We start from the raw sequence: 12,393 nt of genomic DNA on the forward strand, positions 1-12,393 counted from the left end.
CGTTGAATGCTCTGTCCATCTGCTTCGCGTGCTCCACTTTCAGACTGACCCCGCGAGCCCACGAAAGGAGACAAGACATGGCAAAATCCTTGCCGTCCCGCATATTCGCTGGAGTGGCTTTCGGCCTGCTTCTGGTGACGGGCGCCTATGCGCATCACGGCTGGTCCTGGGCGGAGGCCGATCAGGTCGAGCTTTCAGGGACGATACGCGAGATCTCCATGGCACCGCCGCATCCGACCCTTCAGGTCGAGACGCGGAATGACGGCACCTGGCGTGTCGAACTCGGCAACCCGCGGCTCACCGAGCGTTCGGGCTTTGTGGAAGGGGCAGCCAAGGCCGGCGATCCGATCGTCGTGCTCGGCAACCGCTCGCTCGACCGGAACGAGAAGAGGATGAAGGCCGTGCGGATCACAGTCGCCGGAAAGGTCTATGACATCTATCCGGAGCGAATTCGGACGAATTGATGGAGGAGGCGCTGACGTGGATCGAGGCGTTGCCCTTCGCCGTGGCGATACGGCGCTCCGCGGTGCTCTACATCTTCGTGAACTCCGCCCACATACTCTCGATCGGGATAATCGTCGGCTCGATCCTGCCGCTCGACCTGCGGCTGCTCGGCTTCTTCCGCAGCGTGCCGGTCGCAGTGGTCGGACCCTATCTTTCACGCGCGGCGGCAATCGGCGTAGCGTTGGCCATCGCCACCGGTTTCTGTCTCTTCAGCGTGCGCCCGGTTGAATATGCCGCCAACCCCGCCTTCCTGACGAAGATGACGTTGCTCGCGCTCGGCGTACTCAACGCGGCCATATTGCATCTGACCCCGCAATGGCGCGACGCCGTCAAAGGCGGGCCGCTCTCCCCGAGGGTCCGCCTTTCCGCGCTGCTTTCCATGTCGATCTGGACCGGCGCGGTCCTTGCCGGGCGCTGGATCGGTTTCCTCTCGGAATAAGTTACCTGTCGCTCACCGCCCAGCGCGGATTGATCCACGGCTCCTGGTTCGAGCGGGCGAGCGGCTGTCTGCCGAGGATATGATCGGCGGACTTCTCGCCGGTCATGATCGAGGGGGCGTTCAGGTTGCCATAGGTGATGTGCGGGAAGATCGAGGAGTCGGCGACACGAAGCCCGTCGACGCCGATAACCCGGGTTTCCGGGTCGACCACGGCCATCGGGTCGTCCTTCGCACCCATCTTGCAGGTGCCGCAGGGATGATAGGCGCTTTCGAGATGCTCGCGCAGGAACCCGTCGATCTCCTCGTCCGTCTGCACCTTTTCGCCGGGTTGGATTTCGGGGCCGCGATAGAGGTCGAAAGCCTTCTGCCCGAAAATCTCGCGCGTGAGCCGCACGCAGTGGCGGAACTTCTCCCAGTCCTCCGGATGGCTCATATAGTTGAAGCGGATCACCGGGTCGGCCTTCGGGTCGGAAGAGCGGAGCGAGACGTTGCCGCGCGACTTGGAGAGGTTGTAGCCGACATGCACCTGGAAGCCGTGCGACTTCGCCGCCGCCTTGCCGTCATAGCTGATCGCCACCGGCAGGAAGTGGTATTGGATGTCCGGCTGCTTCACGCCGGGTGCCGAGCGCAGGAAGGCGCAGGACTCGAACTGGTTGGAAATGCCGAGGCCTCTTTTGAAGAAGAGCCATTGCGCACCGGCGACGCCCTGCCAGAACCATGGCAGCCAGGAATAGAGTGAAACCGGCTTCGTGCTCACCTGCTGGAAATAGAATTCCATGTGGTCCTGCAGGTTCTGGCCGACGCCGGGCCGGTCGACCTTTACGTCAATTCCCATCTCCTTGAGGTGCGCAGCCGGGCCGATGCCGGACAGCATCAGCAGCTTCGGCGAATTGAACGAAGAGGCGGAAACGATCACTTCGCGATTGGCCTTCACCACCTCGATCCGTCCGCCCCGCTCGATCTCCACGCCCGTCGCGCGGCCGTTCTCGATGACGATCTTGCGGGCGAAGCAACGGATGAGCTCGACATTCGGACGTTTTAGCGCCGGCCTCAGATAGGCGGAAGCGGCCGACCAGCGGCGGCCCCGCCATGTCGTCTGCTCCATCAGCCCGAAGCCCTCCTGCTTCGAGCCGTTATAATCCTCGGTGACTTCGAAGCCGGCCTCTTTTCCCGCTTCGATGAAGGCGTGAAACAGGGGATTCTTGACCGGGCCGCGCTTGACGTGCAGCGGCCCGTCGGTACCGCGCCAGCCCTCTTCGCCGCCATGCGAATGCTCCATCCGCTTGTAATAGGGCAGCACGTCCGCATAGGCCCAGCCCTGCGCACCGAGTTCCTCCCAGCGGTTGAAGTCTTCCGAGTGGCCGCGGACATAGACCATGCCGTTGATCGAGGAGGAGCCGCCGATCACCTTGCCGCGCGGCGCGGTGATGCGCCGGTTGTTGAGGTTCGGCTCGGGTTCGGAGAGATAGCCCCAATTATAGCGGTTCATGCTCATCGGCCAGGCAAGCGCTGCCGGCATCTGGATGAACGGACCGACATCCGAACCGCCGAACTCGAGCACGATGACCGAATTCCTGCCGTCTTCCGACAGGCGATAGGCGAGCGCCGAGCCCGCCGAGCCGGAACCGATGATGACGAAATCTGCCTGCATTCTCGCTGCTTTCTTTTTTGGATGCACTCGGCATGCCCCTCATCCGGCTGCCGCAACCTTCTCCCCGCTCGCGGGGAGAAGGACACGCGGCGCCCGCGCAGTCCCTCTGCCGCCGGCGCGGAAGCTCGCCGCCTCCGGTCCCCTCTCCCCGCGAGCGGCGAGAGGGTTAATCCTCGGGTTAAACCCGAGGAGAGGGGCAAGCGCCAACTTTCAATACGGCGCCTCGACCGGCCCCATGCCGACATAGACGGTCTTGAGCTCGGTATAGTGGTTGAGCGCCGCGACCGAATTCTCCCGCCCGAAACCCGATTGCTTGGACCCGCCAAAGGGGATCTCTACCGGGCAGAGATTGTAGGTGTTGATCCAGAGCGTGCCGGCTTCGAGCCGGTCGGCGACCCGGTGGGCGCGGGTGAGGTCCGCGGTGAAGACGCCGGCCGAAAGGCCGAATTCGGTGGCGTTGGCGCGTGCGATGACTTCCACCTCGTCGTCGAAGTCGAGCACGCACATGACCGGTCCGAAGATTTCTTCGCGCGCGATCGTCATCCCGTCGGTGACGTCGGCGAAGACGGTCGGCTGGATATAGGTGCCTTCGCCGCTCACATTATTGGGAATGCCGCCGCCGGTGACGAGGCGGGCGCCTTCCGCCTTGCCCTTCCCGATATAGGAGAAGACCTTGTCGCGTTGCGCCGCCGAGACCATCGGACCGAGCTGCGTCGCCTCGTCCAGGGGGTCGCCGATGACGATCGCTTCGGTGCGTTCCTTGAGGCGGGCGAGGAAAGGCTCCTTGATCTTCCTTTGCACGAAGACGCGCGTGCCGTTGGAGCAGACCTGGCCGGTCGAATAGAAATTGCCGAGCATGGCGCCGCCGATCGCGCTTTCGAGATCGGCATCGTCGAAGACGATCAGCGGCGACTTGCCGCCGAGCTCCATGGTGACGTGCTTGAGTTCGGCCGCCGCGGCGCCCGCGACTTTTTTGCCCGTCGGCACGGAGCCGGTGAGCGACACCTTGGCGACGTCCGGATGGTTGACGAGGAGCGGGCCCGTCGCGCGGTCGCCCTGGATGACGTTGAACAGGCCCTTCGGCAGACCCGCTTCGATAAGGATTTCGGCGATCTTAAGCGCGCCGAGCGGGGTGTTTTCCGAAGGCTTGAACACCATCGCATTGCCGGCGACGAGCGCAGGCGCACCCTTCCAGCAGGCGATCTGCTGCGGATAGTTCCAGGCGCCGATGCCGACGCAGACGCCGAGCGGCACCCGCTTCGTATAGGCGAAGTCGCCGCCGAGCGGGATATAATCGCCGTTGAGTGCGGCGGGCGCGACGCCGCCGAAGAATTCGAAACTGTCGGCGCCGGACGTCGGGTCGGCGACGATGGTTTCCTGGATCGGCTTGCCGGTGTCGAGCGTTTCGAGTTCGGAAAGCTCGCGGTTGCGCTGGCGCATGAGCTCGGCGGCCCGCTTCAGGATGCGGCCGCGCGCCGTCGGGCTCATCGCCGCCCATTCCGGCTGCGCGCGCTTGGCCGCGGCGATCGCCTTCTCGACGATCCCAGGCGTTGCGGCATGGAGCCGGGCGATGACTTCGCCGGTCGCCGGATAGATGCTCTCGATCACCGTGCCGGCGGCGTCCTCGACATATTCGCCGTCGATGAAGTGCGACGCTTTCGGTTGGGCTCTCATCTCATTCTCCTCGCGGATAGCGTTTGGATTCCTCGAGAGTGTCGAGGTTCATGTGGTTGCGCATGTAGCGCTCCGATGCCTTTTGCAGCGGCTGGTGGTCCCAGGGGTAGTAGGCGCCGTTGCGAAGCGCTTCGTAGACCACCCAGCGCCGTGCCTGGCTCTCGCGCACGGCAGCGTCGAAGGCTTCCATGTCCCAATGCGCCGCGCGCATGTCGCGGAATGCCGTGAGCGTCGCCTGATCGACGGGCCCGCGCGGATTTTCCGCGAGGTTCGTAAGCTCCAGCGGATCTGCCTCGAGATCGAAGAGCTGCTCCGGATCGAGCGCGCAGTAGACATATTTCCACTTGCCCTCGCGGATGGCGACCAGCGGTGCATAGGAGGCCTCAGCCGCGTATTCCATCAGCACCGGCTCCGTGCGTTCGACGCCGTTGACCATCGGCACGAGGCTGACGCCATCGGTCCAGGGCCTCACTTCCTCGAGCGAAATGCCGGCGAGGTCCGCAAGCGTCGGCGTCACGTCGAGATTGGAGGTCGGCGTCAGATGCAGGCCGGGTGCGATACCCGGGCCGGCAATCATCAGCGGCACGCGCGCCGAGCCTTCGAAGAAGTTCATCTTGAACCAGAGGCCGCGCTCGCCGAGCATGTCGCCGTGGTCGGAACAGAAGAGGATGAGCGTATCGTCGAGCATCCGCGTCCGCGTGAGCGTGTCGATCAGCTCGCCCACCTTCTCGTCGAGATAGGAGATATTGGCGAAATAGGCGCGGCAGGAGCGGCGGACATTCTCCTCGGTCACGTCGAAATTCTGGTAGTCGCAGGAGAGCATGATGCGTTGCGAATGCGGGTCCTGCTCGTCGAGGGGGATGGCGCCGACCTCGGGCGTGAGGTGCTCGCAACCCTCGTAGAGATCCCAGAATTTCCGCCGCGCGACATAGGGGTCGTGCGGGTGGGTGAAGGAGACGGTGAGGCACCAGGGACGCCGGCTCTCGTCGTCGTTTTCCCGCGAAAGCTGGTAGAGCTTCTGGTTTGCGAGGAAGGCCACCTCGTCGTCATATTCCATCTGGTTGGTGATTTCGGCGACCCCGGCGCCGGTGACGGAGCCGAGATTGTGATACCACCAGTCGATCCGCTCGCCCGGCTTGCGGTAATCCGGCGTCCAGCCGAAATCGGCGGGATAGATGTCGGTCGTCAGCCGCTCCTCGAAGCCGTGCAACTGGTCCGGCCCGACGAAATGCATCTTGCCGGAAAGCGCGGTGTAGTAGCCGGCCCGGCGCAGGTGATGTGCATAGGTTGGGATCGACGACTGGTATTCGGCAGCATTGTCGTAGACCCGGGTGCGGCTCGGCAATTGCCCGGCCATGAAGGATGCGCGGGCAGGGGCACACAGGGGCGACGAGGTGTAGTTGTTGCGGAAACGCGCCGACCGCTTGGCCAGCGCCTTCAGGTTGGGCGCATGCAGGAAGTCTGCAGGCCCGTCCGGAAAGAGCTTTCCGTTCAACTGGTCCACCATGATGATCAGAATGTTGGGCTTACCGGTGGTCACTGGTCGGTTCCTCGATGGTTCGAATTCTTGCTCGTCTTGCTTGGTTCAGGTGGAAATTGCCCCTCATCCGGCTGCCGCCACCTTCTCCCCGCGTGCGGGGAGAGGGCTAGTCCTCGGGTTTAACCCGAGGAGAGGGGCATTTCATGCCATTCGCCCGTAAATGCGCATTCACATAATCTTCCGTGAGCGCGACCGATGCTTCGATGCTGATCGGCGCCGACTTCAAACTTTGCCGGATGTAGAGCCCGTCGATCATCGCAGCCGCGCCTTCGGCGATGCGCTCCGCGTCGTCCGCCGGGCAGAGCGCTCTCAGGCCCACAAGCAGATTGGAGCGCAGCCGTCGTGCATAGATCACGAGCAGCCGCCGCACCTCCTCCGACCGTTGCGCCTCCGAATAGAAGGCGAGCCAGGCGGCGACCGTCTCCGGCGCGAACTGATCGGCGCGGAAGCTCACGCGGATCAACGCGCTCACCCTTTCGCGCGGCGTCGCCGCCGCTTTCATTGCCGCGACGGCGTCGTCGCGCAATTTGCCCAGGAGGCTGCGGATCGTGGCGATCAGCAACTGCTCCTTGCTGCCGAAATAGTGATGCGCGAGCGCGGGTGAGACGCCGGCCGTCCGCGCGATCTCCGACATGGTCACGGCGAGCGTACCCTGATCGCCGATCACGCGCAGCGCCGCATCGACCAGCGCCTTGCGGCGCACCGGCTCCATTCCGACCTTCGGCATCTTCGAACTCCTCAGATGTCAGCTTATTTTTGATTGATCCATCAATCAATAAAAAAATCTGCGCTTTTCTCTTTCTTTTTGCTTGGAAATCCGGCTCAATCAGCGGGAGACGTCCATGCGCATCGGCATGACTGGAGGTTGAAATGGTTCACGCGTTCGATCCAGCCGGCAGAGAGGCCATTGCCGGAAAATGGGGGTGGTTCGTCGCACTCGGCGTGCTTCTGATCATGTGCGGCGGCATCGCCTTCGGAAACCTGCTGATGGCGACAGTCGCGTCCGTCTATTACGTCGGTCTCATCATGCTGATCGGCGGCCTGCTCAATCTCGCCCACGCCTTTCAGGTCAAAAGCTGGGGGAGTGTCCTTTACTGGATATTGAGCGGCGCCTTCTATGCCGCGGCAGGCCTGTTCGCCTTCATCAATCCTGTCCTCGCCTCCTCCGTGCTGACGTTTCTGCTGGCCATGGCGCTGATCGCCGCCGGTTGCTCCCGCATCTGGGTAGGGTTCAGGCTTCGACCGCTCGGCGGCTGGGGGTGGATGGTCATCGGCGGCCTCGTGACGCTGCTAGCCGGCCTCATCATCGCCGCCGGCTGGCCGGTCGACAGTCTCTGGATACTGGGTCTTTTCCTGGCGGTCGATCTCGTCATGCAGGGGCTGGCCTCGATCGCCTTCGGGGTTCTTGCGAGGGGCTGAGCAGGCCTTTTCCGAAGCTTCATCAAACTTTCACATTCGCGAAAGATTTCGTTGACGCCTTGCTCCGATGCTGGCGCGCGTTTGTGTGTCCTATCCCTGGAGCCCGGCATGTCGGCCGCCCCCGCAGAAATCCTGTCGCTTCGCCGTTTCGGCGACGACCAAATCGTGACGCTTGCCAAACTCGTCATCGAAAATGCCCTCCAGCCGATCGTGGAAGCGACGACCGGGGCGGTGTTCGGCTATGAATCCCTCATGCGCGGGTTCGAGCGCCTGGGCTTCGCCTCGCCGGTCGAGTTGCTCGACAAGGCCGAGGCCGCCGGGCAGTTGCTCGCGCTCGAGCACCTGATCAACAGCCGCGCCGTCGCCGCCTTTGCCACGCTCCCGGACTTTTCGGCGCGCACGCTCTTTCTCAATTTCGATGCGAGGCTCATCGGCGGCGAGGGGGACATTGTCGAACGCCTCGTCAGCCACTTGAAGCGCGCGAATATCGCTCCTTCCTCGCTTTGCTTCGAACTGTCGGAACGCTTCGACAGCAGCAAGATGCCGGACTTCCCAGTGCTCGTGCGGCAACTGCGGCTCGCGGGCTTCAAGCTTGCGATCGACGATTTCGGCGCCGGGTTCAGCGGCTTGAAACTGCTCTGCGATCAGCCGGTAGACTATGTGAAGATCGACCGGCATTTCGTTTCAGATATCGACAAGGATGCGCGCAAGCGCCACCTCGTCCGCCACACGGTCAATATGGCCCATGCTCTCGGGACGCGGGTGATCGCCGAGGGTGTGGAGACGGAGGCGGAGTTTCTCGTCTGCCGCGACCTCGGTTGCGATCTGATGCAGGGCTATTTCATCGCTCGGCCGACGACGCATCTCATGGAGCTGCAGGCCGTCTATCCACATCTCGAACCGACGAGCGGCACCCGGCGGCCCTCTTCGACGCTGGACAGCATCCTGATCCGGAAGGAGATCGAGCAGCTTCCGGCGGTGCGGGAGAGCGACGACCTCGATTCCGTGTTCCACCTTTTCCGGCTCAATCCGCGACAGGCTTTCTTTCCGGTACTGAATGCCAATGGCGAACCGCGTGGCATCCTGCACGAGTACCACGTCAAGGAGATGATCTATCATCCCTTCGGTCGCGACCTCCTGAAGAACCGCCTCTATCAGCGGCGCATCTCGCATTTCGTCACGCCCGCGCCGATCGCCGATCTCGACACGCCCGCCGACGAGATGCTCAAGATCTTCGCCGGTATGGACGGGAGCGACTGCGTCATGCTGACGGAGAACATGCGCTATGCCGGCATTCTCTCCGCTTCGTCGCTCCTGAAGATCATCAACGAGAAGCAGTTGAAGATGGCCCAGGAGCAGAATCCGTTGACGGGCCTCCCCGGCAATCGGGCGATCCGCGATTATGTCCAGAACGCGATCCTGGACGGCGATCAGGCCCGCTACTTCTGCTATTGCGACTTCGACGATTTCAAGCCCTTCAACGACACATATGGTTTCCAGAAGGGGGATCTCGCGATCACCCTGTTCGCGGCGCTCCTGCGGCGCCACTTCATCGGCGAAGAAAAATTCCTTGGTCACGTCGGAGGCGACGATTTCTTCATCGGCATCGACGGCTGTACCGAGGAGGATATCCGGGGCGTCCTTTCACGTCTGATCGACGACTTCCGCTCGGACGTCCGCCAGCTCTATTCGCCCGAGCATCTGTCGGCGGGACGGATCAGCGGATATGGCCGCGACGGCATCACGAAGGCTTTCCCACTAATGCGCTGTTCGATTGCGGTACTTGTGCTTCCCGAAGGCCTTGTCCTCTCGGACGGCCAGACCGTGAGCAAGCGGATCGCGGAGATAAAGGCGCGCGCCAAGGCGAGCGAAGAAGGTCTCGTCATGGAGCCCCTCGACCGCGCCTGAGCAGCGATGCAAGGCGACCTTTCCCGAGCGGCAGGACGGCTATAGGTATAGGCGGAACCGTTTTGCGAGGATGCCGTCATGACCCTTCCGACAGAAATGACCTACGTCGATCTGCCTGGCCCCGGAGGGCCGGAGAATATGGTGCTGGCGCGAGGGCCGCTGCCTGAGGTCCGGCCCGGCGACATTCTGATCCGCGTCGAAGCTTTCGGCATCAATCGGCCGGACGTCCTGCAGCGCAAGGGAGACTACCCGCTGCCCGCTGGGGCGAGCCCCATCCTCGGGCTCGAAGTTGCAGGCGAAGTGGTTGCCCTCGGCGAGGAAGCGGCCGGCTTCTCGACCGGCGACAAGGTCTGCGCTCTCGCCAATGGCGGCGCTTACGCGGAATATTGCGCCGTTCCCGCCACGCAGGCCCTTCGCTGGCCCGAGGGCTACGATGCCGCAAAGGCGGCAGCCCTGCCGGAGACCTTCTTCACGGTCTGGGCCAACGTCTTCGACATGGCCCGCCTGAAGTCCGGCGAAACATTCCTCGTCCATGGAGGATCGAGCGGTATCGGCACGACCGCGATCCAGCTTGCCAAGGCCTTCGGTGCGGAGGTCTTCGCGACCGCCGGCAACGGCGCGAAGTGCGAGGCCTGCGAAGCACTCGGGGCGAAACGTGCGATCAATTATCGCGAGGAGGATTTCAAGACTGTCGTGCTGCAAGAGACCGGCGGCCGCGGGGTCGACGTCATTCTCGACATGGTGGGCGGGCGCTACTTCGATCGCAACATCGGCAGCCTCGCCAAGGACGGGCGCCTGTCGATCATCGCCTTCCTCGGAGGCGCCCGGGTGGAGGGCGCCAACATTGCGCCAATTCTCATGAAGCGCCTGCAGGTAATGGGCTCGCTGCTCCGGCCGCGCACCGCCGCCGAGAAGCAGGCGATCCGCGACGGGCTTGCGGAAAAGGTCTGGCCGCTGCTGGAAGGGGGCGACGTTGCACCGGTCATCCAGGCGGTCCTGCCCTTCGCCGAGATTGCCGGCGCCCATCGGCTGATGGAGGAGGGCGATCATATCGGCAAGATCGTGATGCGGATCGGGTAGCAAAAAACAATAAGACGATGGTCGGCCTTGTATTGGCGCAAAGATCGCTTACGTTGAGATCAACGTCAACGAACAGAAAGGAAGGTGATCCAATGTCTAATGAGATTTCGGACCTCGTAATGGACATGGGAGAGGTGAAGGAGTCGAGGCAGCCCTCGGCCTGATAGCCGCCTTCCTTTGGGTCTCAGCACCCGGCCATTGTGAGGCCAAAGCTCATGGAAGGGCCGCCGAAGGGCGGCCCTTTTCCATTAGACCGAGCGCCGCTCATCTCAGATCCCGAAGCGGCCGAGTGCCGGTATCTTGACGCCGGGCCGCGCGACGTCGAAGCCCGCCACCAATCCCATGAAATGCAATTCCAGCCCGCTGCGCCACCCGGCCGAGACGCCGGCGAGGCCGTAAAGCGTTGCGTGCAGGTCGCGGCCGTCGGCATCGACATGGAACAGTTTCCCCTCCGGCAGATAGTCGCGCCCGACTGCATCCGGCGGCAGCACGGAGTCGAGCTCCGGCACCGATCGCAAGACATGGGCGACGAAGGTGTTGGAGTTTGGCCCGGGCCAGAGACGATAGGCGCCCGGCGAAGAATAGGGATAAGCCTCGATCGCCTTCTCGATCTTCGGGATCAGGCGCTTGGCTTCCTCGCCCCTGACTGCCACGACGATGCGCGGCTCGTTCGAATACCAGCGTCCGTCGGCCGGATAAGCGTTCCTGCGGATCGGCTTGCCCCAGCCGACCTTTTCATAACGGTTATAGGTCGACGCCCCTTCGTCTTTGGTGACGATCCAGGCGTGGCTTGCCACCGCGCCTTTCATGCCTCCGGTGGTCGCCGAGAAGACGTATATCGCCGCCTGCGGGCTCGCAGCCGCATCCGCCAGAATACCTGACGACGACCAATCCGCGTTGTGCCAGCTCTGCGGCCGCTCCTTGAGGTACCACAGCCCCGCCGAGGCGAGCGCCGGAAGCAGGTAGACGACGGCGAAAACGAGAAAGAGCTTGCGGAGGAATTTCATCTACGGTGACTTTTCTGCCGTGGGATTCCTGATAGATGCATATCCGAATCTTGGAAAATTGAGGGCAGCCGATGTCGAATCCGGTTCTGGTCGAAGTAACGCGCGGAAATCTGGTCGAAAGCCGCCATCGGGGCATGATCGTCGCCGTCGATGGCGACGGAAAGACGCTGTTTTCCCTTGGCGAAACGGATGCCCACATCTTTCCTCGCTCCGCCTGCAAGGCAATGCAGGCCCTGCCGCTGATGGAAAGCGGTGCCGCCGACGCCTACGGCTTCGGCGACCGGGAATTGGCGCTGGCCTGCTCGTCGCATTCGGGAGAGCCGGAACATGTGGCGCTCGCCGCCAAGATGCTGTCTGCTGCGGGGCGGGACGTTCAGGCGCTTGAGTGCGGCGCCCATTGGTCCTCCGACCAGAAGACCCTGATCGCGCAGGCCCGCTCACTCGAAGCGCCGAGCGCGCTCCACAACAACTGCTCCGGCAAGCATGCGGGCTTCGTCTGCGCCTGCTGCCATTCCGGTACCGAGGTCAAAGGCTATATCGGCTATGACCACCCGATCCAGCAGGAAATCCGCGGCGTCATGGCGGAACTGACGGGAGCAGTTCTTGATCGCGACAATTGCGGCGTCGACGGCTGCTCGATCCCGACCTACGCGCTCTCGATGAGGGGACTTGCTCACGGCTTCGCCAGGATGGCGAGCGGAGTCGGTGTCGGTGCGGAGCGGGCGCGTGCCTCGAAGCGTCTGATCGACGCCTGCATGGCCGAACCCTTCTACGTCGCCGGCACCAAGCGCGCCTGCACACGGCTGATGAAGACCGCTCCCGGCCGCATTTTTGCGAAGACCGGCGCCGAGGGCGTATTCTGTGCTGCGATACCGGAAAAGGGCATCGGCATAGCGCTGAAATGCGAGGACGGCACGACCCGGGCCGCCGAGGCGATGGTCGCCGCGACGCTTGCGCGCTTCTTCTCGGACGATGGCGAAATCCATGAGGCATTGATGGCTCAGGCCAATCACGCGATGCGCAACTGGAACGGAATTCACGTCGGGGACGTGCGGGTGGTGACGGAAGCCTTCGCAGCCTGACGCGATACCGCTCAGGGTCTTGTCAATCGCGGCGATTCGATCTTCTGTGCTTCGGCGCCGCCGTCAACCGCGCAATTTGGGAGGAAGAA

Annotated in this window: 11 protein-coding genes; 6 read left to right on the forward strand and 5 right to left on the reverse strand. The window is 63.2% G+C overall.

All coding sequences use genetic code 11. The annotated features are described in order from the left end of the window. Positions 1-77: 77 nt before the first annotated feature. Together PZL22_RS22790 and PZL22_RS22795 are read left to right on the forward strand one after the other, a co-directional pair. The gene (locus PZL22_RS22790; protein ID WP_003536268.1) at positions 78-464 is read left to right on the forward strand and encodes a DUF6152 family protein; all 387 of its coding nucleotides are present in this window, start codon (positions 78-80) and stop codon (positions 462-464) included. Continuing rightward, positions 464-943, forward strand: coding sequence for a DUF6644 family protein (locus PZL22_RS22795; protein WP_003536266.1), 480 nt, complete (start codon positions 464-466; stop codon positions 941-943). The genes PZL22_RS22790 and PZL22_RS22795 overlap by 1 nt, the downstream gene beginning before the upstream one ends. 1 nt (position 944) lies before the next feature. On the opposite strand, the gene betA is transcribed toward PZL22_RS22795, so the two are convergent. From betA to betI, 4 genes are all read right to left on the reverse strand, one after another. Continuing rightward, positions 945-2,594, reverse strand: a complete 1,650-nt coding sequence (gene betA / locus PZL22_RS22800; RefSeq protein ID WP_003536265.1) for a choline dehydrogenase — start codon at positions 2,592-2,594, stop codon at positions 945-947. Between the two features lie 210 nt (positions 2,595-2,804). Beyond that, the gene (gene betB, locus PZL22_RS22805) at positions 2,805-4,268 is read right to left on the reverse strand and encodes a betaine-aldehyde dehydrogenase (RefSeq protein ID WP_003536263.1); all 1,464 of its coding nucleotides are present in this window, start codon (positions 4,266-4,268) and stop codon (positions 2,805-2,807) included. A gap of 1 nt (position 4,269) precedes the next feature. Beyond that, positions 4,270-5,808 (reverse strand): choline-sulfatase, encoded by a 1,539-nt coding sequence (gene betC / locus PZL22_RS22810; RefSeq protein WP_003536261.1) that lies wholly within the window; start codon positions 5,806-5,808, stop codon positions 4,270-4,272. A 106-nt stretch (positions 5,809-5,914) separates the two neighbouring features. Then, complete coding sequence (betI, locus tag PZL22_RS22815) at positions 5,915-6,535, reverse strand: transcriptional regulator BetI (protein WP_003536670.1); 621 nt, start codon at positions 6,533-6,535, stop codon at positions 5,915-5,917. 143 nt (positions 6,536-6,678) lie between these two features. Between betI and PZL22_RS22820 the strand changes: the two genes are divergently transcribed. From PZL22_RS22820 to PZL22_RS22830, 3 genes are all read left to right on the forward strand, one after another. After that, the gene (locus PZL22_RS22820) at positions 6,679-7,227 is read left to right on the forward strand and encodes an HdeD family acid-resistance protein (protein ID WP_003536673.1); all 549 of its coding nucleotides are present in this window, start codon (positions 6,679-6,681) and stop codon (positions 7,225-7,227) included. A 108-nt stretch (positions 7,228-7,335) separates the two neighbouring features. Further along, positions 7,336-9,135, forward strand: coding sequence for a GGDEF domain-containing protein (locus PZL22_RS22825; RefSeq protein ID WP_003536674.1), 1,800 nt, complete (start codon positions 7,336-7,338; stop codon positions 9,133-9,135). A gap of 78 nt (positions 9,136-9,213) precedes the next feature. Then, positions 9,214-10,215 (forward strand): NAD(P)H-quinone oxidoreductase, encoded by a 1,002-nt coding sequence (locus PZL22_RS22830; RefSeq protein WP_003536676.1) that lies wholly within the window; start codon positions 9,214-9,216, stop codon positions 10,213-10,215. 269 nt (positions 10,216-10,484) lie between these two features. Here PZL22_RS22830 and PZL22_RS22835 read toward each other — a convergent pair whose 3' ends face one another. After that, complete coding sequence (locus PZL22_RS22835) at positions 10,485-11,222, reverse strand: DUF3750 domain-containing protein (RefSeq protein ID WP_003536678.1); 738 nt, start codon at positions 11,220-11,222, stop codon at positions 10,485-10,487. 71 nt (positions 11,223-11,293) lie between these two features. On the opposite strand from PZL22_RS22835, the gene PZL22_RS22840 reads away from it, so the two are divergent. Next, the gene (locus PZL22_RS22840) at positions 11,294-12,304 is read left to right on the forward strand and encodes an asparaginase (RefSeq protein WP_003536680.1); all 1,011 of its coding nucleotides are present in this window, start codon (positions 11,294-11,296) and stop codon (positions 12,302-12,304) included. The last annotated feature ends 89 nt before the right edge of the window (positions 12,305-12,393 follow it).

Origin of the sequence: Ensifer meliloti (assembly GCF_030064585.1) — a bacterium.
GTDB lineage: Bacteria > Pseudomonadota > Alphaproteobacteria > Rhizobiales > Rhizobiaceae > Sinorhizobium > Sinorhizobium meliloti.